Source organism: Streptomyces sp. NPDC088116 (assembly GCF_044741745.1).
In the GTDB taxonomy this organism is placed as follows: domain Bacteria; phylum Actinomycetota; class Actinomycetes; order Streptomycetales; family Streptomycetaceae; genus Streptomyces.
In genome coordinates, this window is the sequence record NZ_JBIUTF010000007.1 from 242,684 (window position 1) to 264,671 (window position 21,988).

The window sequence follows — 21,988 nt, forward strand, 5'->3', positions numbered from 1 at the left end:
TTGTCTCCTTGACCGGATCACGTGCGTGCTGCAGGACAAAGGCGCAGCCGAGCAGGGCTAAGCTGTTTCAGGCTGTGATTCGGCAAGGTCGTTGAGGACCGCATTGACCACGGGCCAGCACATGTTCAGCGTGTCCCGGTCGGGGGCATGAGCCTCGCGGATTTCAGCGCGGGGATGGACGAAGTTGCGATACCTGCGAAGCTCGTGGCAGAAGCGCTCGACGTCGGCGCCGATCCAGCCCGCGTCGTGGCAGGTCTTGATCAGGGTGTCCAGGCTTACCTTGTCCGGAGACGTCCGGCCGAGCAGCGAGGCGTCGCGTTCCTGGACCACATGGACGAGGACGCCTTCGAGGAGGCTGCCAAGCATGATGATGGCGGCTACGTGAGCGCCGTTGGCGTAGCACGTGCGGGCCTCGTCCAAGCGGTGCTGGAGGAGTGTCGCCATGTCCTTGTTGTTGATGAGATCGGTCATGGCTGCTCTGAGTTCGACCGGCCCCTGGTTGCCCGGGTAGTTGAGTGAGGGGTCGCAAGCGACGAGACGAGGTCGGCCGCCGGGGTTCTCCAGACGGGCTCCTTCGTGGACGAGGAAGGCATTGACGGCGGCGACCACAGAGGGCAGCTGTTCGGGCTCGTCGAAGTATTCGCGCGGGTCGGCGAGTCGGAGCAGAACCTTTTCCAGGTCGGTCGGGTCCTCCCGACGCTCGGTGAGCCGGGCAAGCGTCCACTCCTTGCGATACTCGCCGTCGTACTCCGGAACCCTCTGCCAGCCGGCGTGTTCCAGGAAGCGCGCGATCTCGAAGCCCTTGCGGTAATACAGGTGCTCGTCGCCGCAGATGACGCGGGCCAGTTCCTCAAGGGTGTTGCCGTCCAGGATGCCGATGGGGGACTGCTGGATCATGCTGTGCCTTCCATGGTGTCGTTGGTCTCGTCGACTTCTGTCGTGTCGAGGGCGGTGACGGGATCGGTCGTGTCGGGATGGTCGGGGGACTCCGCCGGATCCTCGGCCAGCCCTTCGTCGGAGGAGAGGTCGAGCGGGGTCCATTGCGTGCCGGAGGCTGCAGGGGCCGACCGGGACCCGTCATCGGTGCCACGGAAAGTAGCCGGATGGATGCCCAGCCGGTTCAGCTCCTCCCACAGGCCGGACAGGGCCTGGTCTGGGTCGAAGCGGAACTCGCTCTCGGGAAGGCGCCAGAACGTCCAGCCCACCCGCTGAAGTTCACGATCACGCTGTTCGTCGTGCCGGATCTGTTCGGGTGTCGTGTGGTACCGGTCGCCGTCACACTCCACGGCCAGACGTCCGCGAGTGCCTATGACGACGAGGTCGATGCGTTTGCTTCCAGCCGGGCACTGCGGGATGACGTGATATCCGCGAGCCTTCAGGCGCAAGTAGACGTGCTGCTCGAAGAGCGACTCGAACGGCTTCTGCGGGACCTCGGTGGACACCTCCCCGATATCGTCGGAGGCGGCAAGTGCGGCCGGCGGGTTTTCCATGTAGGCAAGGAGGTTGAGGCGCAGGTCTCCTTGCTTGAGGCGGTCCGGCGGAACCGAGTAGAAGAGCCGCATCTGGTCCTGGGCCCGGGACGCAGCGACGTTGTAAGCCTGCCGCTCACTGCGCGCACCGCCGGCAATACGCGGTGGATCGCTGGCGACCATCGACAGCAGAATGATGTGCCGCTCGTCTCCCTGGAACGACGCCGGGTTGCCTATACGGATCTTGTGGCGCTCGCGGACTGGTGCCGGAATACGTGCATTGATCATCTGTTCCAGGAGCTTGACCTGCCCGATCGGTCCTTGGAGGGTGATGACCCCCATGGTCTTGTCCCGGTAGGCAGGGTCTTCCACGAGCTGGGCCAGACAGTCGACGATGGCCTCGGCTTCCTTCAGGTTGCGGAGCCGACTGTCGCGTCCCTGGGCCACGGCTCCTTCGACGAAGTGCGTCACGAGGGGTCTGAGGCGCTCACCGCCGTACTGGCGCAACGGCTGAAGTTTGTTGTTGTAGAAGGTCTGCGAGGACCAGCCGATGATCTCGGGCATGCACCGAAAGTGCTCCTCCAGCCGGATCACCTTCGGGAAGAAGGTGGACAACAACTGGTAGAGATTTGTGGCGGGGCCGTAGAGCGTGCGCAGCATCGGCGGCATGTCTGGCAGGTGGGAGACAAGTCGGTCATGGATCGCCTGGGTGCGGCCCATGCCACTGACCGGGGGCGCGCACTGCTTGTCGTCTCCGACGACGATCACGCGCGGGGCGAGCCAAAGCAGGAACAGAGCATCCATTCCCGCCTGACTGGCCTCGTCGACGATGACCACATCGAACGCGTCCCGCTGGGGCAGTACTGTCTCGGCGACTTGCGAGATGGGCATGACCCACGCGGGTACCGCCCCCTGCGCCGTCCGCATGGCGTCGTGCGCAGCAGCGCGGTAGCGGCCCGCGTTGCGGCCTTTTCCCTTGCCGTACGAGGCCATGTGGTTGCGGTAAGCCTGAAGGGCGGACCGCTGCTCCTGAGTCATACGCTCAAGGCAATGCAACCGGCCCCAGGCAGCGGCAAGTTCGCCGGTCAGCGACTCGAGGCTCCTCTCACACTGAGACAGTTCGCCTTCAAGCTGACGTTCGCGCCCCTGCGATCGCTGGCGGCGTACGAAGGCGGAAGCCGCTCCCCAGGCCCATGCCTCGGCCAGTGAGTCCAGTCGAGCCTCCCATGCCGGATCGTCGGGGTGCCGCGTCAGATGGTCGGCGAGCAGAGGGTGCGCCGTACGAACGCCTTCCAGAAGGACGCCGCACCGGCGCTGTCGATGCTCACGCCGATGCGCCTCCCGCAGTGCGTCGAGTTCCTTTGCGTAGCGGTCAGTGTCCTGCTCCCGGACAGCCTGGGCGACGGCGAGTGCTTCTGCGCCGGGTCGAGAGCCATCAAGCGGGGTACGGAGTTGCTCCTCCCAAGCGGCAAGGCGGCCGGCGGCCTCGTCCGCGGTCCGGCGGCTGGAGAGGGCGGATAGCGCGTTGGTGAACTCCTGCCATGTCTTACGTGATGTGAGAGCAATGTGCAGACCATGACGCACGAGCAGTTCGTCGATGTGCTCACGGGACGCGCCGAACGCATCGACGTGCGCCAGGCGGGCGTGGGCCTCGGCCAGTGCGGCCAGGCGGAGTTCAAGCTTCCCTTCGGGAAGGGGAGCTCCGGCCTGGGCCCAACGTTCGGCAAGCGCGGCAACCGTGGAGTGGGCGCGCAGGTGGGCGAGAACGGCCTCGACGTCCTGCAGTGTTTCGGGTGAGTGGCCGCTGACGGTGCATGTGTCCAGAAGATCCTGAGCGGATTTCTGCGCCTTAGCAGCGCGGAAGCTTCCGCGAGCGCGCAGCTTGCCGCCCGAGGCGAGATGCTCGCGCAAAGCGATTCCTCTTGCAAGCATCTCATCGGCTCGGTCGGCGGGGAGGCGCTCAGGCAGGTGGACGCGCTTCATGCCCTGCCCGTCCACCTGCCGTGTGATGGCGTCGAGCTGAGCTTCCGCGTCGGAGACTCTCTGCCATAGCGCGAGGCCGTCGCGGGAGAGCCTGTCGGAAAGGGCCTTGGTGATCCATTTGTCCGTATCCCACTGCTTGGCTGACGGTGGCAGGCCGAGGTGATGAAGAGCCGTGCGGCAGCTACCCGCGAGCGAGGCGAGTTCGTCGGTGACGGAGGCGTCGAGCCGGGCGAGGTCGTCGCGGATGACGGTCTCCTCGGCTGACAGTCCGTCATCGGTGATGCAACTGGCCGCGAGTGCGTCGGCCAGGTCTTCCGGGGAGGGGAGAGAGCCCGGTTCAGGCAGAGTGCCCTCTACGCGCAGCTCGGCGGCACCGTCGCGCAGCAGACTGAGCAGTTCCCCCGCCTGTGCGGGAGACAGCGGCGGAACAGAGGCGGCCTGCCCTTGGTCCGGAATCAGGCCGATCCAGGAGTAGTGCTCGGTGCCGTCGATGACGCGTTGGACGATGGCCGCGAGGGTGCCGGCGTATCCAGGGGCGATTTCCGGATGGCGATAGATCTCTGCTTCCCGAACCGCGATCACCTGCTCGGTGAGCGAGCTGATCCTTCCCCGCACCTCTTCCCGGCGTGCGGAGAGCCGACGAATCTCGTCCCGCAGCTGATCGGGGTCGCTGGTTGCGACCTGGTCGGTCAGGGAGTTGATCGTGCGTTCCAGTTCGTCTGCCCCGTCCTGCCGCGCCGAGCTGAGCAAGAGGACACACAAGTCCCTCACTGCAGGTGGCAGTTTGTCCCGCAGTACCGTCAAGGCTTGGTCGCGGGCGCTGGTCACCAGGACCCTTTGCCCCTGGGCGAGCAGGGCTGAGACCAGGTTGGCGATCGTGTGCGTCTTCCCGGTGCCCGGCGGCCCCTGCACCACCACGCCCGTATCGTGTTCCAGCCGCTGCAGCACACTCCGCTGTCGCTCGTTTGTCTTTCCAGGAAAGAGTGGGTCATCTCCGAACAGCGGCGGGATCTCGCGAACGTCCCAGTGGGATCGTTCCTCGGAGTTCAGGGGCAGCACCAGCTGAGCCAGCCCCAAGGGGGCATGCCCTTCGGAGGCCACGTTGTCCGCGATCCGGTCGTAGAAGCTCAACAGGGCGTTGCGGTCCCGTGGACGCAGTACGAGCGCCGGAGCATAGGTGAGCCGCGCGCCTGCCTCGGGCTCACGTGGCGGCTGCCACTCGGCACTGAACGAGACCGGGCGCTGCAGAGCCCGGTCCTGCCACTGGGCCAGCTGCTCAAGAACCTCTTGGCCCAGTAGGTGCAGTGACTGGGAGGCGATCTCTTCCGCGAGCGCGGCCGAACGCTCGGGGGCCCAGCCGTCATCGGTGTCGAGGAATGCTTGGTCCTCAAGCCGCACGGCTCCCTCGGCTGTCAGCCGGACCACGAGCTGGGCAGTCTTGCGGTCGACTGACGTCTCCACCCGGTGGGTAAGTATGTGGCGGTGCACCGCGTCACCGCGCGGGTCGCTCCACGTCAAGAGGCCAGTGGTCAGGACAAGTTCGAGCTGATCATCTTGCTGTGCCAGCTTCTGGTGCCAGTGGTAGACCTGTTCGTAGAGCTCTCGGAGAGCCCGTTCCGCACGCTCCCGCTCCGCCCAGTGTCGCCAGCGCGTGAGCCAAGGCCCATAGGCCCGGAGAACGTCAGCTGCTTCCTCCCGGCGGACGGTGTGATCCTCCGCTTCTTCCTTCCACTGCTGAGGGCTGTCCGTCGACCGTGCAAGTTCCTGCCCCGGCGGCCCCTCGCCAGCGAGTGTCGGATCACCGCCATCCGGGTCCTGGCACTGCTCAGCGGACACCCACTCCTCCAACACTTCAGGCAAGGGAGGTGGCGCCGTTTGCGGTACATGGTCGAGCGTGAGCAGCAGTCCGTCGACCCGGTCCGACGGACGGCGCACGGAGGTCGGAAGGTCAGCCAGCCATAGGCGCTCCCGTGTACGGCGGTCATCACGTAGACGGTTGTGGCTGCTCTGCACGACCTCTTTGAGGAAACCGATCAGTCCAGTGGTCTGCCCAATGACGTCAGGATCGTTTGCGGCACGGCGTGGCACGTTCACCTGTCCCCCTTCGAATGGTGGCGAACCGTCCAGAATGAGGTTGCCGGGCAGGAGGGACAACGCATCTCGGGAAAATGGCGTGATATGCGCGCTGTGTAGGCTTGATATGCTCGGCGTAACTGTTTTCCGGCTTTCGAGTGCCTTTTCGGGGCCTTCGGAGGCTACTCGGAGCCAGAGGACGCGGGCGAGGCAAGCGCGCCGGCCGCTCTCGGGACCGGGGGATCTGAGAAGGCGGTCGCCGATCCGTTCGGCATCCAGCTGACCGTCGAACGCGCCGCCCTGCTGTCTGGCCGCGACGACGAGTTCGTCGCCATCGTCCTCCGGGCTACACGGGAATGCGCGGGGCGAAATCGGCGGTCGGGAAACCGAGTTCGCTCGTCCCGGCTCCGCGTGTCGAGAGGCAACTGCACGAACTCGACCATGAATGAGACCAGAACTGAGACCGCGCACGCAGTGGCGAAGGGCTATGGCAATCGGCACCAGCATGGACATTGCTTGACTGCGTAGAGTCGCTGCACCCCACCAATCTTCGGCTCACAGGGTGCAGTAAGTGATCGTGTCGCTACAGTCTTCGCAGGTTCGGTGACACTTAGCAGTAGGGCGGTAGAGTGGGGCGGCGATTTTTCATAGCGCTGGGGAGCGGTCGATACCGTCATCTTCCCGAGGACGAACAACTGCGATCCGTGCCCAACGACGTTCGCGCGACGACGGAGCTCTTCGCTACCTTCGGGTACGAGTCAGTGCTGTCCGGGCTCGGGGAGTACGACGGGGCTGAGCAAATCCGCCAGAAGCTGTCCCACTGGTCGGAGGATACCGCCCTGACCAGTGATGACGTGGTGGTTGTGTACTTTGCGGGCCACGGCTCGGTGGAGGAGCGCGATCGGCACTATCTGCTTTGCTGGGATTCGCGCGACGGGGACCTCGCGACTACAGGACTGGCCACCGAGGACTTGGTGCGCATCCTGTGCAGGGGCAACCTGCGGCATCTTCTGCTGATTCTCGACACGTGCGCTGGCAGCGCGGGCGGCGCGGAGGCGTCTGCGGTCGCGCTGCGGACGATCGCGTACCGCAATGCGCACGCCGACTCGACAGGGCTGTGGTTCCTCGCTTCTGCCCGCCGCAAGGACATTGCCGAGGACGGTGCGTTCGTAGCTGCCCTGGGCGAGGCGGTGGAGACGACGACGGGGCGTACCGGCCAGCGGCAGCAGTACCTCGACCTCACCGAACTGGTGAAGGCGGTCAACGAGCGCTTCGAGGGCGACGGGCGCGGTCAGCGAGCCGAGTTGGCCAGCGGTCTTGTCACAGGACTGGCGCCCTTCCTGCCGAATACCGGATACGAGGAAGAACTGCCACCCCTCGGTACCGACCTCGAAGTGCAGCGTCGGGTGGTCGCGCGGGACCTCACTGAGCACTTCGGACCACGCTCGCGCGGTGTGGAGTTCGAGTCGGAGCAGGGCTTGTACTTCAGCGGACGTGTGCGCGTGTTGTCCGAGTTGGTGGCCTGGCTGACTGCGGAGGCCGGGGACGGTCGGGGACGGGTCGTCACCGGCAGTCCGGGCTGTGGGAAGTCCGCAGTTCTCGGCAGGATCGTCGCGTTGTCGGACAGTCGGTATCGCGCGCGGCTCGACCTTGGAGGTGTCGACCCTTGGACCGTAGTGCCGCCTGGATGTGTAACAGCGGCTGTGCATGCCCGTCACAAGCGGCTGGAAGAGGTTGTGGAACGGCTCGCCACCGCCCTCGACGTGGAGGCGGACGGAGCTGCCGCGCTACTCCAGGAGCTCACCAGGCGAGGCCGCCAGGGACCGCCGCTGATCATTGTCGTGGATGCCGTGGACGAGGCCGGGTCGGACACCGCTGCGGACGCGGGTGGCCATGGCGAGCCGCGCAGGATCACTCGGGAACTGCTGCGTCCCATGTCGGAGATCCAGGGCGTACGGCTTCTCGTGGGAACCCGCCACGAACTGGTCGCGCCTCTCGGCCCCACCTTCCTCTGTATGGATCTGGACCGGCCCGAATACCGTGCAGGCGAGGGAGATGTGGCCGGGTACGTCATCCGAGTGCTTCTCGCTACGGAGGAGCCCGACGTACGCACTCCGTATCGCGGTCAGCGAGACCTGGCCAGGACCGTCGCGAAAAGCGTTGCGGAGAAGGCCGCAGGTGTCTATCTCTATGCGAGGACGACCGCACGCACCCTGCGGTCGGATGAGACTCCGGTGGACATCTGCCGGCCTGGCTGGGCGGAGGCATTACCGAGTGAGATCGGTGAGGCGTTCGACGACTACCTGGCCCGCTTCGGCCCTGACGAGTCACGTGTGCGCCGTATGTTGCTCGCCCTCGCCTTTTCCGAGGGCAAGGGCCTTCCTCGGGGGCGGGTCTGGACATCGCTGAGTTCGGAGATCTCGGGCATCCGGTCGACGGAGGAGGACGTTTCCTGGGTCCTGGATGTTGCCGAGGCGTACATCGCCGAAGTCATCGACGACGATCGGCGTTCTGCCTATCGGCTATACCACAAGGCGTTGGCCGAGCACTTGCGCGCGACCGCTGACCGTCCGCCGGAAGAGATCCAGCGGTCGGTCGTCGAAGCGCTCAACTCCCTTGTCCCGGAATCGTCTGAGGGACGTCCCGACTGGTTCGTGGCTGTTCCGTACGTGCGTCAGCACATGGCCACACACGCGGCGGCGGGCGTGCTTGCCGACCTTGTTGAGGATCCGGGATTCCTGCTCGCCAGCGAACGCCTCGCCTTGTTGGGGGCGTTCGCGTCGATCGAGGGCGAGGAGCCGAGACGGATCCGCGGCTCGTACGAGCAGGTCGCGCACCGGCTGACAAGCGACCGTGCGATGGGGGAGAGGGCCGCTGATTTGCAACTGTCGGCCCGCCGATGTGAGGCCGATCAGCTGGCGGATCGCATCGGCGAACTGGGCGTCTCACTTCCATGGTCCGCGCGCTGGGCGTGGTGGTCGTCCAGCGGGGTGCACAGGCTGCTCAACGGCCACAGCAAGACGGTTGGCTGTGTCGCGGTCGGGAGTCTTGACGGGCGTCCCATCGCGGTGACGGGAAGCGCGGACGGGACAGCGTTGGTGTGGGACCTCACCTCGCAGCGGCAGATTGGCGATCCGCTGTCCGTGGGTATCGCGGTGAGCGCCATCGCCATCGGGGATCTGGGCGACTACACCGTCGCCCTCACCGGCGCGGAGGACGGCACCGTGAAGATCTGGGACCTGTCCGCGGGCCAGGAGTACGGCCGAGCACTGATGGGGCATACGAACCGGGTCGAGAGCATCGTGGTGGGAGCTGTCCACGGGCGCCCGGTGGTGCTGACGGCGAGCTCGGACGGCACGGCACGTATCTGGGATCTCGTCAGCAGGCAACAACTCGGCTGTGATCTGAGCGCGCACAAACGGACGGTTTGGGACGCTGATCTGGGCGTGCTCGACGGACGTCCCATCGCGGTCACCGGCGGTGATGACAAGGCCGTCTATATCTGGGATCTGAGCGAGATTTTCGACGGCGGTGACGCGTGCATCGACGGCAGCCCGCTCATCGGCCCGGCGGAAGCGGTTACTGCGGTGTGCGTGGCACGACTCGACGGGAGGGCCGTGGCACTCGTCGGCGACAGGGCGGGAATGCTCAGCCGGTGGGACTTGGCCGACCGCCGCCAGATCGGTGAACCGGTCACGGCCCACGTCTACTGGGCCGGTAGCGGAGTCGCCTCTGCCATGTTGGGAGAGTCCGACGGTCGTCCAGTGGCGCTGAGCAGTGGGCGTCACGAAGCACGTCTGTGGGATCTACGTACTCTTCAGCCACTCGGACATCCCTTGCGTGGTCATGTCGAGCGCATTACTGCGGCAGCTCTCACCAATCGCGGAGATGCCGCTTTAGCGGTCACGGTCAGCGACGATCGCACCGCGCGCATATGGGATCTGACGGCGGATCAACCCGACAAGGGCCACACGCGCCCGGTATGTTCCATGGCGTTCTGCGATATCCAGAGTCGCCCGATGGTCGTTACCGGCGGAAGGGACGCCACTGCACGGCTGTGGGACCTGCGGACCCGTACGCCGGTCGGTAGTCCTATGGAGGGGCACTCTGGTGAGGTGTCCGCCGTGGCTTTTGGCGTCATAGGGGGGCGGGCGGTGGTCGCGACGGGCGGGTCCGACACCACGGTCCGGCTCTGGGACCCCTTTCGGGGAGCGGCCCTGGGCCTCCCTCTGATGGGACACACCAACGCGGTGCGCTGTGCGGCGCTCGGCGAGTTGGACGGTGAGCCGGTCGTCGTCAGCGGTGGTGAGGACGGCACCGTTCGGATCTGGGACGCCGCCTCCGGAGATGCGATCGGCTCTCCACTAGTGGGGCACACAGGAGGGATCTCCCACCTTGCCGTACGCCGTGCGGGCCGGGGAATGGAGATCGTTCTCGCGACCTCGTCGGACCATGCGTACGTATGGCAAGTGACCAGCCGTGGAGCCCGCTGGCCGACTGGACCCCATGCGCATTTCAACGTGGAAGACCTCACCCCCTCCGCGTTGGCCGTTGGCGTGGCATTTAATGGGACACGGCCGGTGGTGCTGTCCATGCTTGAGGGCAACAACGTTTATGTGCACGACGTCGTGAATCGCTCCGCCGTCGGTGGTCCGTTTCTCGGGCACACGGAATCGGTGATGGTGGGGGCTCTTGGCCGGCTTGGCAGGAACGCGGTCGTGGCGACCATGGCCTACGACAACACCGTCCGGATCTGGGATCTGGAGACAGCCGCACCACTGGGGTCGCCGTTGGAAGGCTTCACCGGGGGCTCAAGTGGGACGCTTGCGGCGCCGTTGTTCGCTCAGGTCGACGGGGCGTCGGTGATGCTGATCGCCACTTCACGCGATGTGCGGATCTGGGATGCGGCCGCCATGCGTCCCTTCGGAGAGCCGCTCTGCGGCGAGGATCAGAGCCTGGTGTCGGTCGACATCCTTCGGCCGTCCGACGGCAGGGCGGTTGTCGTCACAGGGGCCACCAACGGCGTTGTGCGCACACATGATCTCGACGACGGACGTCAGGTGGCGGCCCACCTCACCTCGGCGGCACAGCAGATCACCGACTCGACGACCGTTCGGCTGAATGGTGACAGCGTGGTGGTGCGCAGCAGTTGGAAAGAGGCGGAAGTGTGGAGTCTCGGGTCCCGAAGGCGTCTCGGTAATCGGTCGGGTACTTCCTGGCGGGCTTGCCTACAGACGATGGACGGCAGTGCCGTCGTGGTGTCGGTAGCGGCTGATTACACGCTCCACGCCTGGGATCTGCACACACAAGCCCCTGTATGTCCCCCGATGACCGGTCACACCGCCGATGTGATGACTCTACGGTCGACAGTAGTCGACGGTATCCCGGTCGTGGTGAGCGCCTCCCGTGACGGGACAGTACGGCTGTGGGACATAGGCACGGGCAGCCTGTTCGCTGAGCCTCTCGGCGGTCATGAGATGGGTGCGTTCGGTTTGGAGATCGCGCACTTGGACGGCCGGGACGTCATCATCTCCGGAGCGGGCGACGGACGCCTGCGGTTCTGGGACATAGCCGATGGGCAGGACGCCGGAGTGGAACTCGCGCCCTTCCCCTCGGCGGTACGGGCGATCCGAGCCGCAGACGTTGACGGCACACTCACCACGGTCGCAGCCGACCGCTACGGGCTGATGCGCGTCTGGGAAATGAACTCCTCTTTATGGACAGCTGAACTCGACATCGGCAGTGGCATCAACGGCATCGCACTCGATGGTGAGGGACGGGTCTGCGTGGCGACCGACATGGGAGTGGTCGCGCTTCGCCTCAGCCTCTCTCGACTCGCGAAGGAGCGGGGTGTCCTGTGACCCGTATCGTCTTCGTTCACGGCATCGCCCAGGAAGTCAAAGGCCCAGAGACGCTGCTCGCCGACTGGTATCCCGCGCTGAGTGACGGCCTCGCCCTGGCGGGGGACACACATGTGGCGCGAGACGAGGTCTCCATGGCTTTCTACGGTGACCTCTTTCGCCCCGTCGGCCACCGAGGACTTGGCCCCCCGGAGCTGGATGCTTCCGATGTTCGGGACGGTCTTGAGCGCGAACTGCTGCTCCAATGGTGGGAATCCGCGTCAGAGCAGGAGACGTGCGTCGCGGGCCTGGGCGCCTCGGCCCGGCTGCGTACCCCCCACCTCGTTCAGCGGGCCCTGGACGCACTTAGCCATTCGTCCTTCTTTGCCGGGCTCAGCGAACGCATGATGATTTCGAGTGCCCGGCAGGTACGCCGCTACTTCACCGAGCCCGATGTACGTACCGGCATCCAGGACAGGATCGCCCGACGCGTCACGCGTGAGACCGAGGTGATCGTCGCCCACTCACTTGGGACGGTCGCCGCGTACGAGGCGTTGCACGCCCTCCCTGGCTGCCCGGATCTGACGCTGGTGACGCTGGGCTCCCCCTTGGCCGTACGCAACCTCATCTTTGAGCGCCTCATCCCCCGACCCGTCAACGGTCACGCCCGCTGGCCAGCACCCGTGAAACGGTGGACCAATATCGCAGACAGGGGCGACGTCGTCGCGTTGGCGAAGGAACTGGCGTCTTTGTTCGGAGAACGTGTCCGTGATCTTCCGATTCACAACGGTGCCAAGGCACACGACGTGCGTCCATATCTCACGGCCCGAGAAACTGGCCAGGCCGTTGCCGAGGCGCTGTGTTTAGGTGCCGCAGATCAGAACTGAGACGGACAACGTTGAAGGTCCCCGAACGGTTTCCCTGTCGGGCACCTTCAACGTATTGCCCGGTGTGAGCAATGGCTGAGGATAACGAGATTCAGACGAGGGGAGCCCCCGATGTAGGGCGGCTGCGCAGCTGAGCTGCCCAGTTCGAGACGCCGTTCGAGGACGAGTAGGGCTGAGTGACAGATACGGGCACAACTGATAGCGACGTCAGCGGGGAACGCTCAGCACGCTGGCCGTAGCGGCGGTGCGGGCGACGACAACCGTTAATCCTTGCCAGGGTGCACTCACCACTCAGCCGTGCCGGTCTGGACCCGTTCGGCCGGTGGGCGAACCCAGGCCAGCAGGCGACGCAGCAGCAGAGCCTCATCCGCGTCGTGCTGGGCCACCAGCGCGGTACGCAGGGCCTGTTCGGCATGCACGGCTGCGCCAGAGGCGAGCAGCATCTGAACGGCCCGCCAGCGGCTCTCGGCACTGGCCTCAGGAGCCGTGGCCACCTGGCACCAAAGGGTAGCCGCAGTGTCCGGCAACCCCTCGGCGGTCAACAGGGTGGCGAGGGATACGCTCTGGTTGGCCGTCAGACGCACTGCGGCCCGGACCTGCTCCATGACAACGGTCGCCGCCTCCCGGCCATCTACGGTCAGCCAGGCCATGACCACGGTTTCCAGTTCGCGGCCGACCAGACCGGGGTCCGCCAGAAGCTCCTTGCCCAGCGTCCGTACAGCCGTTGCCTCGCCGTGCTCGGCAAGCAGCGGCAGAAGCGCCGCGCGTAGAGCGGGTCCGCCGTACGGGCGGCCACGCAGGGCGGCGAGCACCTCATCGCAGGCGGCCTCGGGGGCGAACCGGAACAGAACACGGGCAGCCAAGGTGAACTCGCCGTGTGTACAACCCGGATGACAGAGCAGGCGCCGTGCCAGCGGCAGCAGGTCCCCCGCGTTGGCGCCAGCCTCCGTCAAGTCCCGCAGCGCGGTGGCGTAGGAGCCCGTCGTCGCCCGGTTTCGATCCAGCCAGCCGGAGAACCTCCTCCGCGCTCTCCGGGCCGAGGGCCCGGATGAGTGCCATGGCTTCCAGCGCGAGGTTATGCCGAGTGTCGGGGTCGGGATCGTGGAGGCTGAGCCGGATCACTTCCGCCGCCTGTCGACGGTACCCGGCCCCCGCGAGGTCGATGGCGATGCTCGGACGGCCGTCCGAGTTCCACACCTCGTACCCCCGCAACAGCTCGACCAAGCCGTTGGCGGCCTTCTCTCCCTCTTGGTCGAGCCAGCTGTGCACCACGTCGTCGATCGACTCGTCGTCCGTGCCGTTCTCGATGGTGTATGCCAAGAGCGGGAGGGCCTCATCGACCAGCCCGAAGAGGAGCAGCACGTGCGCCAGTGCGGCCTTGGCCCAGTCCCTGGCAAAGGCGCGCCCGGCCACCGCCGCCCTGACGCGTGGCGCGGCCGATGGTCCCTCCAACTCGAACCACAATTGCCCGGCGCGCTTTAGGGCTCCTCCATTCTCCTCACTGCCTGCCAGGAGAGAGCACGCGAACTCAGCCAATCCATCCGTCCACCCCAGTGCGGCAAGTTCCTCCGCGGCCGTCAGGCGGCTCCAGGAAGAAGCTGTCGGTGCGGCGAGTACGTCCGACAGCAGCCGCACCCGGAAACCGGTGTCGGCCGGGGCGAGCGCGGCCAGTTCCCGGCAGCACTCCAAGGTGCCGTCCACCGAGAGTCGCTGTCCGAAGTCCTGGAGCAGGGCGACCCCCTCGGGAAGGGAGGCGACCTCCGCGTACGCCGCAGCCGCACCGATCCGCAAGGAGGCGTCGAGTCCGTTGGTCTCCGCGATCCTCCGCAGTGTGGCCGCGAGGCGACGGTTGCCCCGGAGCTGGGACAGCTCCCGCAGCACCTGGCGGCCACGGCCGTGATACCGGTCAAGGCCGTCCGAGTCGTGACTGAGGTCTACCACTCGCTCGATCACTGCCTCCTCCAGTGCCTCCCCCAGCCGCACCCCGGAGGTGATCAGTCGCAGCGCCATGATCCGGTGATCGAGGTCGCCGGCCAACAGATGGCGCACTATCAGGGTCACGTCGTGGCCCGGGCGCTGAGCCCACAGGGCGAAGGTGAACAGCACCTGGTTCCGGGAGGAGGGGCTGCGGATCTCGACTGCCCATTCGTCGAGGCCCGGGAAGTCTGCCGGGATGCGAGCGGCCTCGTCCCTCGCGGCCAGGAACTCCGCGAACGAAAGATGGAGGAAGAACAGCTCACCGTGGTCGTGGACGAGGGCGCCGCTCTGCATGAGGAACTGGCCCAGTTCATCGCGGGCCCCGTCCGGCCAGGCCAGGTCCGCAGGCAGGGTCGTGGCCAGCCACCGCACGGCGGCGTCCAGTAAAGGGGCGGAGGCCCTCGTGGTCCGAATCCGCGCCAGATGGGTGACCAGGCGATTCCGGTGGTCGAGTAGCCACTGGGCGAGTCGTCCTCGCCCACGCCGCTCCCAGCGGGACAGGAACCCCCTGTCAACCTCGCTCGCACTCTCCCGAGCGGTGGCGACATCGGCGAGGAACTGCTCGTAGAGCGCGACCCGCCCACGCGGCAGCGGAGCGCCGGGGTTCCGACTGCTGTGGGCGGCGGCGATGGTCGTCAGCAGCGGTACCTGAAGCACCTCGCCGAGACCGGAGTGCCCGACCTCCTCCAGGAAAGCCTGGGCCTTGGCCGCAGGGTCATCGACTCCCTGAGCGGCGAACCAGCGCTCGGCGAAGGCCAGCTGCTGCGCGGAGTCGAAACCCGTGACTGTGTAGAAGCCCATGGACGGCAGGTCCCGGAAGGGCGTCAGCTCCTCCTGAGGAAGCGGCCGGGAGGTGATCAGGAGAGCGGGTCGCGGTCTCCGCCAGCCTGATCCAGAAGCTGGAGTCAGGTGCCCGAAAGGCGACGCCGAGCCTGATATTGGCTCTGGCGCGCGCACTGCACTTCGGCCAAGAGGTGCTGACCGGTCAGCCGTACTACGGGAGCCCCGAGGCCGAGGACGGGGTGCACGCCGTCATCCCGGAACTGCGGCGCATCCTGCTGTGCTTTGATACGCCCGACGAGTTGGAGACTCGCCCGCGCGCCCTGCCGGTTCTGGCCTCCGAGGTTGACCAGATCGCCGCTCTCCGGCGTGACGCCCGGTATGTGCCGATGGGACCGTTGCTGCCCGCGGTGATCACTGAGTTGTCCCACGTGGCTCTCGGTGCACGCGGCGGCGACCAGCAGAAGGCGTTTTGGCACTTGGCCCGCGCCTACCGCGCGGTCAACAGTCTGGCCCACAAGATGGGTCACCATGACCTGGGCAACACCGCGTTGGAGCGGGTGCGGTGGGCCGCTGACCGAAGCGGCGATCCGCTCATGCAGGTCACGGCTGCCTTCCTGGTGGCGGGGGCGATGCTGCGCCAGGGCGCGACCGAGTCGGCCCGCCACAAGCTCAAGGCGCTGCGCGGGGAGCTGGAGCGGCTCCAGCGGAGCGTTCGTACACCGACGACGCGCTGTCGGTCGACGGGGCTCTCCTGCTGAAGCTCGCGGTGGTCGAAGCTCGGGAGAACAACTCCGACAGGGCGGAGGAGCTCCTGAGGGAGGCGACGCAGGTTGCGCGCATGGCGGGTAACCGGGACAGCCTCGCCTACGAGATGAGCTTCGGGCCGACGAACATCAAGATTCACACGGTGCACGCGCTGATCGACACCGGTGACAGCGAGCAGGCCCTGGCTCGGCTCGCCGAATGGGGCGAAGGCGGAGCCGAGTGGGCGCCGCCGGCTGCGACGGTGGGCGAACGATCCAGCCACCATCACATCGATGTCGCGTCCGCGCGTCTTGCGGAGGGCGACCGCGGCGGCGCGTTTGTCGAGCTGAAGCAGGCAAGGAAGATTGCTCCCAACCACACTCGATTCCACCCATCCGTGCGTGAAACGACGGGCTCGCTGCTGCGTATGGATGCTCACCCGTCCGCGGAGCTGTCCGCGTTCGGTGCCTGGGCAGGCGTCGCGTAGCACAACCTGCGCCTACAGAAGTGCAGTTGACTCAATTCGGGTGCGGACAGTTTGTCCGCGCACACCTGTCTTGAGAGTGGAATGGTCCTCTCACACCCAGTTGTGAGGGGGCCTTTCCTATGCCGGACGCGATCCCGGCCGCACGGATGCCGAGATGGATGCCCGCAGGCAGGGAGCCGGAGCTGTGTCCTGCCAGCACGTGGTGGGATGCCATCCGTGCGCCTGAACAAGTAGGGCGCCGGGCCGTGGCGCTTATCGAGGAACAAGGACTGCCTGTTGGGCCGGTCATCCTCGACGACGGCGGCCGTGAGCCACGGATGTACTTCCTGACGCCACTCGGCACCGCGGTGCGGTGGGACGAACCGGGAACGGTCGCGCTGGGGCTGACCTGTCACGTAGTGGTTCCGCAAGCGGACCGCGTCACAGGCCCCGGCCTGTACTGGTACCGGCTGCCGGCCGGGCCCCGCGTCCTCAACCCGCCCGATGGGCTGCACCGTTCCCTGGTCAAGGCGCGCAGAGAGCGCGAAGGCCCCCTCTAGAACTCGCCCTGCGGCCCGGAGCCCCCGCCGATCCCGGTGCCGGACCACCGTGCTCGGTTGCCGCAGGGCAACTGAACGCGGCTCCCACCCAGAACTCCCCGAGTGGAGTGGTCCCCCCTGGCCCCGGCGGATTCAGGGGGCGTTCCAGAACATCCAGCACATCCAGAACATCCAGAACATCCAGCACACAGAGAGGATCAGCCATGCCCCAAGCCAGGCGAGAGAAGAATGACCACTTGATCTACGCGGACGTCGTGGACTCCAAGTCCAAGGCGGGCGTGTGGATGGGCGAGCGCGCCCCCTTCCAGGAGCAGCAGGGCCGCATCGTCGAGGCGCTCAAGGAGGGGACCGACTGGGTCGAGCTGAAGGACGCGATCATGGTCATAGGCAGCGACCCGGCCGGGATCACAGTCATCGCGCCGAACCCCACACTGCCCGGTGTGATTGTCCTCGCCGACGGTGGATCCCCGGCCACCTCCGCGAAGCTCCAGGCCGCCGCCGAGGAGAAGGTCCGCGAGGTCATGAGCGAACTCGGGATCGACGAAGAGGAAACGGCGGCCTGACCACCATGGCCGTCCCCCGGATGCTGTGGGGGAAGTACTTCCAGTACGAACGGGATGGGGAAGCGGTACTCCTCGACCCGGTTGCGCTGGACAGTGTGTTCATCGACCCCGGCGAGGCCCACGACCTCGCCGGGGTCCCCCCGACCGCGACTCATGAAGCCCTCGCAGGGCTCGGCTTCACCCCTGGCGGCCCCGTGGCCGACCGGCGCGAAGCACTCCGTAACCGTCTTCAACTCCTCGGTCTCGACCACACTCCCAGCCGCATCAGCGGTCTGCGCGTGGTCCTCACCAACCGCTGCAACATGGCCTGCACCTACTGCTTCGTCGATACGAACACCGGCGAGCCGGACCTGACGGAGGAAGAGCTCAATGAGGGGCTGGAGTTCCTGTTCGAGCAGAACGCCGGGCAGGAAGAGGTGTCCATACAGTGGTTCGGCGGTGAGCCGACCATCCGCTTTGACCTCATGCAGTACGGCGACCAGCTCGCCGACATCCTCGCCGACCGCTATGACGTGGCGAGGGTGCGCCGCACGGTGGTCACCAACGGCGCCCGCCTGACGGACGAGGCCCTCGACCACTTCGTCGCGTACGAGTATGGCGTCGGCATCTCCATCGACGGTCCCCCGGGCATCAACTCCGCCCACCGCCTTCTGCTCGGTGGACAGCCCGCAGACGACCGGATTCGCCGAAACGTCGCCCGGTTCACGGAGGCCGAGGGCCTACACGTGGGCTGCAATCTCACCCCGACGGCTGCGAACATCGGCCGCCTCGCCGAGACCGTCCGGTGGATCATCGATGATCTCGGTCTGAGGTTCATCTACGTCAACACGCCCATACCGACCTCGGGCCGATGGCAGGTCAAAGGTGTTGACCTGGCCCATGAGCTGTACGAAGCCCGTACGGCCGCACTGGGACGGGGCGGGATGCTGTTCTCCGTACTCGACCGCGCCTTCCAGGCTCTCGACACCCGGCGCCCGATGCTCTTCGACCACATGCAAGGCGACCGCAGCCTGAACGCCGCCCTGCTTCCCGGCAACCGGGTCAGCCTGTGCGACATCAACTTCACCGAGCCGTCGTTCCTGCACACCCTCGACGAGTTACGAGGCGATCCCGGCCTGTTGGCCGGTGTGGCGAAGAAGGTCGCGCCCATTCCCGAGTGCGGGGACTGCCCGGCCCTCGCGATCTGCGGCGGGCCGGCGCGCAACGAGCAAGCCCTCATCGGTGGCAGTACACCGGATCCTGAGATGTGCGCCTTCTACGCGAGCACCGTGGAGATCGCGGTGTGGGACCACACGGGGGTGCAATGAACGCCCCTGTCCGTACGGCGCTGATCTCCACGGCCGGCCACTGCAAGGTGGCCTGTGGGTTCTGCTTCCGGGCTGACCGCGCCCATGGCTTCCTCAGTACAGCGACCTACACCCGTACTCTGTCGCGGCTGAAGGAGACGGGTGTGGAAGGGATCTGCCTGACCGGCGGGGAGCCGACCCACCATCCGCAGCTCAGGCAGCTCGTTCGGCTGGCCCGTCAGTTCGGCATGTCGGTGTCGATGGTGACCTCAGCTCGCACAGTGACCGAGGTCATCAACCTCTTCGAGGTGGCGCCCTTGCTGGCCAATGTCAGCGTCTCCGCCGACTCACAGGGCGCGATGCTGCTGGGACGCACCAATCGCACAGCGGCATCGGGCATCGCGACCTTGCGGGCCATCAGCGCCGAGATGAAGATCCTGCACGTTACCTGCTGGCGTCTGGGAGAGGCGGAGTGCCAGGACCTGGCCGACCTCGTCTCCGAGGCAGGGGTGGAGGCCCAGTTCAGCCCTCTCGTCCTCGACGAGCGCTCCCTGCACAGGGACGGCAAGTCGGTGCGGGACTATCTGGCGCAGCAGCGCCTCGACGCCAACGTGCTAGGCAGACACTTCAATCTCTCCGACCGGTACCGGATGTATCTCGGGGAGCTGCGGGATCTGCAACTCCCCGCCGCCGGGGGCGAGCGGTGGCCGTGCCGCTCGGCGACCGCGTACGTGTCCGCCGATGGAGAGTTACGGCGTTGCCCCTACGGCCAGGCGTCGGTCAGCGTCCATGCGCCCCGTGCCGCGATCAAACAGTTCCTGACCGCTCCGCCGCAGGACCGGGTGACCCCGGACTGCGCGGCCATCTGCCGCTCCCCGGCCACGTCCGACGACCAGAGTGCGTCGTGCGCGGCGCCGACGCGAGGGCGGCACGACCCCACGACTCCATGGACCGCCCTATGACGATCACAACGCCCGACGACTTCACCGATTGGTGGCGGCAGCCGCCGAACTTTCCGATCGACGTTGGCTTCGATCACACGTTTCTACCCGCCGTCGACGTCCTCGACCTCATCCGGAAAGACGAGCAAGTCCGGTTCACGATCCTTGGCGACGAGGACTGGCAGGTGCGTATGGATCGCACCGCCGCCTTTCGCACCGCGCCGATGGAGGAGATCGTCACCTGGCCGTTCCGGCTGGTGCACTTCAACCTCAGCCGCTTCTACGACAACCTCCTGGACGGCTTCCAGGAAGAGGTCATGATGCCCTGGCGCGCCCACCTGTCCGCCCGGGGATTCACCTGGCAGCGCCTGGCACCCATCCTGTTCCTGTCCACAGAGGGCGCGGCATCGACGTACCACAACGACAACTCCCACGGCATGGTCTGGCAGGTCCATGGCATCAAGACCTTTCACAGCTATCTGGCCCCGGACAAGTATCTGCCGGCCGAAGCAGCTGTCATCAGTGAGACCACCGGCGAGAATCCGCCTGATCACGATGCGGCCGACCGTCAGTCCGTCACCATGCGGCCTGGAGACCAGCTCTGGAGCCACGGGCTGACGCCGCACTGGGTCACCACCGAGTCGACGCTCGCGACGAGCGTCACCCTGTCGCACGGCGGATTGTGCCACCAGGGCCGCTTCTCCGAGAGGGAGTTGGCGCTACGGGCCTACTGGGACAAGAACCCGAACGAGGCGTGGACGCATGATCTGCGCAACGTCCGTTACTGAGACCGCGTCCCACGACACGAGGCACTGGCCCGTGTCGTGGGACGCAACCCACGACCGGCTACGGGGTGAGCCGGTTCGGGCCGCGGAAGAGGAAGGTGGCCTCGCGGATGGAGTCCAGGTCGAGCAGCACCATCAGCACTCGCCCGAGGCCCATGCCGAGCCCGCCGTGCGGCGGGCATCCGTACCGGAACGCGTTGAAGTAGTCCTGCATCGGCTCGGGGCTCATGCCCTTCTCGGAAGCCTGCTTCAGCAGCACGTCGTACCGGTGCTCACGCTGCGCGCCAGTGGTGACCTCCAGCCCCTTCCACAGCAGGTCGAAGCTCAGGGTCACGCCCGGGTCGTGGGCCGACCGCATGTGGTAGAAGGGCCGGATACCAACCGGGTAGTGCGTGATGAACACGAAGTCATGTCCGGTGGCCTCCTTGATGTGGGCCGAGACGCTCCGCTCACCCTCCGGGTCCAGGTCCTCCTTGACCCCCTCCGGGTCCCAGCCGCCTTTGCGCAGGATCTCGTGCGCCTCGGCCATCGTGATGCGCGGGAAAGGCGTCGCGGGGACGGTGACCTCGACGCCAAAGAGCTCAGCGATCGCCTCGCCGTGCGCGTCAGCGACCTTGGCGATCGCGTGGGCGAGCATCTGCTCCTCGAACGCCATCACGTCCTCGACGCCGTCGATCCAGGCCAGCTCGACGTCGACGCCGGTGAACTCGGTGGCGTGCCGGGAGGTGAACGACGGCTCGGCCCGGAAGACCGGTCCGATCTCGAAAACCTTGTCGATCCCCGACGAGATCGCCATCTGCTTGTAGAACTGTGGCGATTGCGCCAGGTAGGCACTGCGGTCGAAGTAACCGAGCTCGAAGACCTCCGCGCCGGACTCCGAGGCGGTGCCCATGAGCTTGGGGGTGTGCATCTCCGTGGCGCCCTGCGCGTAGGCGTACTCGCGCATCCCCTGCTCCAGGGTGGTCTGCACGGCGAACATCAGCTGGGTCGCGGGACGGCGGCGCACGTCCAGGAACCGCCAGTCCAAGCGCTGCTCCAGGCCGGTGTGCTCGTCGATCGGCAACGGGGAGGCGGCCAGGTTCAGGATCTCGACCGTTTCGGGGACGATCTCCAAGCCGCCGAGGTTGACCTGCGCGGCGTCGACGACGCGGCCGGTGATACGGACGGCGGACTCGGTCGTGAGAGCTTCGAGCTGGGCTTCCAGCGGCCCGTCGTCACGCTTGTGGGTCACCTGCACCAGGCCGGTGCTGTCCCGGACGATGACGAACTGCATCTTGCGTTGCAGGCGGAGTGTGTTCACCCACCCGCAGACGGAGACGGTACGGCCCACGTGTTCTCGCAGGTCGGAGACGTGTACGCGGCTGTGGATCATTTCGGTCCTCCGGAGGACGTCGTCATGATCCCTTGGGAGTGCGGGCGAGAAGGGCAACTCGCGGTACCACCGCACTTTCGCCGCCACAGAGTGGCGGCCTCATTCAAGCCCGGTGACGGGGGCTGGCCGGCGGGGCATTGGACCACCAGATGGGGCCGTTCCTCCCCGCGCTCAGGAGGGTCTTCACCTCGGGGCGCGAGACCGCCTTCCCAGCTTCCGGCGGTTCTCTCTGCTCGCGTGATCCCTGGCTACTCATCTC

General features: G+C 66.5%; 14 protein-coding genes and 1 pseudogene. 10 read left to right on the forward strand and 5 right to left on the reverse strand.

The window, feature by feature from the left end; all coding sequences use genetic code 11:
- Window positions 1–57: 57 nt before the first annotated feature.
- Window positions 58–897, reverse strand: a complete 840-nt coding sequence (locus tag ACIOJD_RS27320) for a hypothetical protein (RefSeq protein ID WP_401918339.1) — start codon at window positions 895–897, stop codon at window positions 58–60.
- On the reverse strand, window positions 894–5,546 hold the full coding sequence (locus ACIOJD_RS27325; protein ID WP_401918341.1) for an AAA domain-containing protein: 4,653 nt from the start codon (window positions 5,544–5,546) through the stop codon (window positions 894–896). Before ACIOJD_RS27325 ends, ACIOJD_RS27320 begins: the two co-directional genes overlap by 4 nt.
- A gap of 170 nt (window positions 5,547–5,716) precedes the next feature.
- Here ACIOJD_RS27325 and ACIOJD_RS27330 point away from each other — a divergent pair.
- The 3 genes and pseudogenes from ACIOJD_RS27330 to ACIOJD_RS27340 all read left to right on the forward strand — a co-directional run.
- A pseudogene (locus tag ACIOJD_RS27330) lies at window positions 5,717–5,965 on the forward strand (LacI family transcriptional regulator); the annotation flags it as partial.
- Window positions 5,966–6,154: 189 nt separating this feature from the next.
- Window positions 6,155–11,386: a caspase family protein gene (locus ACIOJD_RS27335; protein WP_401918343.1), complete on the forward strand. Its 5,232-nt coding sequence runs from the start codon at window positions 6,155–6,157 to the stop codon at window positions 11,384–11,386.
- Complete coding sequence (locus ACIOJD_RS27340) at window positions 11,383–12,252, forward strand: hypothetical protein (protein ID WP_401918347.1); 870 nt, start codon at window positions 11,383–11,385, stop codon at window positions 12,250–12,252. The genes ACIOJD_RS27335 and ACIOJD_RS27340 overlap by 4 nt, the downstream gene beginning before the upstream one ends.
- Window positions 12,253–12,536: 284 nt before the next feature.
- Here the strand turns inward: ACIOJD_RS27340 and ACIOJD_RS27345 are convergent, their stop codons facing one another.
- Together ACIOJD_RS27345 and ACIOJD_RS27350 are read right to left on the reverse strand one after the other, a co-directional pair.
- On the reverse strand, window positions 12,537–13,115 hold the full coding sequence (locus tag ACIOJD_RS27345) for a hypothetical protein (protein ID WP_401918349.1): 579 nt from the start codon (window positions 13,113–13,115) through the stop codon (window positions 12,537–12,539).
- Complete coding sequence (locus ACIOJD_RS27350) at window positions 13,066–15,030, reverse strand: NACHT domain-containing protein (RefSeq protein WP_401918351.1); 1,965 nt, start codon at window positions 15,028–15,030, stop codon at window positions 13,066–13,068. The genes ACIOJD_RS27345 and ACIOJD_RS27350 overlap by 50 nt, the downstream gene beginning before the upstream one ends.
- A 137-nt stretch (window positions 15,031–15,167) precedes the next feature.
- On the opposite strand from ACIOJD_RS27350, the gene ACIOJD_RS27355 reads away from it, so the two are divergent.
- The 7 genes from ACIOJD_RS27355 (at window position 15,168) to ACIOJD_RS27385 (ending at window position 20,360) form a co-directional block, all read left to right on the forward strand.
- Window positions 15,168–15,770, forward strand: a complete 603-nt coding sequence (locus ACIOJD_RS27355) for a hypothetical protein (RefSeq protein ID WP_401918353.1) — start codon at window positions 15,168–15,170, stop codon at window positions 15,768–15,770.
- A gap of 80 nt (window positions 15,771–15,850) precedes the next feature.
- Complete coding sequence (locus tag ACIOJD_RS27360; protein WP_401918355.1) at window positions 15,851–16,243, forward strand: hypothetical protein; 393 nt, start codon at window positions 15,851–15,853, stop codon at window positions 16,241–16,243.
- A gap of 245 nt (window positions 16,244–16,488) precedes the next feature.
- Window positions 16,489–16,782: a hypothetical protein gene (locus ACIOJD_RS27365; RefSeq protein WP_401918357.1), complete on the forward strand. Its 294-nt coding sequence runs from the start codon at window positions 16,489–16,491 to the stop codon at window positions 16,780–16,782.
- A gap of 203 nt (window positions 16,783–16,985) precedes the next feature.
- Complete coding sequence (locus ACIOJD_RS27370) at window positions 16,986–17,345, forward strand: hypothetical protein (protein ID WP_401918359.1); 360 nt, start codon at window positions 16,986–16,988, stop codon at window positions 17,343–17,345.
- A gap of 5 nt (window positions 17,346–17,350) precedes the next feature.
- Window positions 17,351–18,652, forward strand: a complete 1,302-nt coding sequence (locus tag ACIOJD_RS27375; protein WP_401918361.1) for a radical SAM protein — start codon at window positions 17,351–17,353, stop codon at window positions 18,650–18,652.
- Entirely contained in the window at window positions 18,649–19,593 is a 945-nt protein-coding gene (locus ACIOJD_RS27380) for a radical SAM protein (protein WP_401918363.1), read from the forward strand. The genes ACIOJD_RS27375 and ACIOJD_RS27380 overlap by 4 nt, the downstream gene beginning before the upstream one ends.
- Window positions 19,590–20,360, forward strand: coding sequence for a hypothetical protein (locus tag ACIOJD_RS27385; protein ID WP_401918365.1), 771 nt, complete (start codon window positions 19,590–19,592; stop codon window positions 20,358–20,360). The genes ACIOJD_RS27380 and ACIOJD_RS27385 overlap by 4 nt, the downstream gene beginning before the upstream one ends.
- Before the next feature lie 58 nt (window positions 20,361–20,418).
- Here the strand turns inward: ACIOJD_RS27385 and aspS are convergent, their stop codons facing one another.
- Complete coding sequence (gene aspS / locus ACIOJD_RS27390; RefSeq protein ID WP_401918366.1) at window positions 20,419–21,729, reverse strand: aspartate--tRNA(Asn) ligase; 1,311 nt, start codon at window positions 21,727–21,729, stop codon at window positions 20,419–20,421.
- Window positions 21,730–21,988: the final 259 nt, after the last annotated feature.

Bases quoted from the DNA above. Each gene is read 5' to 3' on its own strand.
- ACIOJD_RS27380 (WP_401918363.1), top strand. From the start codon at position 18,649: ATGAACGCCCCTGTCCGTACGGCGCTGATCTCCACGGCCGGCCACTGC.
- ACIOJD_RS27360 (WP_401918355.1), top strand. From the start codon at position 15,851: ATGGCGGGTAACCGGGACAGCCTCGCCTACGAGATGAGCTTCGGGCCG.
- ACIOJD_RS27320 (WP_401918339.1), bottom strand. From the start codon at position 897: ATGATCCAGCAGTCCCCCATCGGCATCCTGGACGGCAACACCCTTGAG.
- ACIOJD_RS27385 (WP_401918365.1), top strand. From the start codon at position 19,590: ATGACGATCACAACGCCCGACGACTTCACCGATTGGTGGCGGCAGCCG.
- aspS (WP_401918366.1), bottom strand. From the start codon at position 21,729: ATGATCCACAGCCGCGTACACGTCTCCGACCTGCGAGAACACGTGGGC.
- ACIOJD_RS27375 (WP_401918361.1), top strand. From the start codon at position 17,351: ATGGCCGTCCCCCGGATGCTGTGGGGGAAGTACTTCCAGTACGAACGG.
- ACIOJD_RS27350 (WP_401918351.1), bottom strand. From the start codon at position 15,030: ATGGGCTTCTACACAGTCACGGGTTTCGACTCCGCGCAGCAGCTGGCC.
- ACIOJD_RS27370 (WP_401918359.1), top strand. From the start codon at position 16,986: ATGCCCCAAGCCAGGCGAGAGAAGAATGACCACTTGATCTACGCGGAC.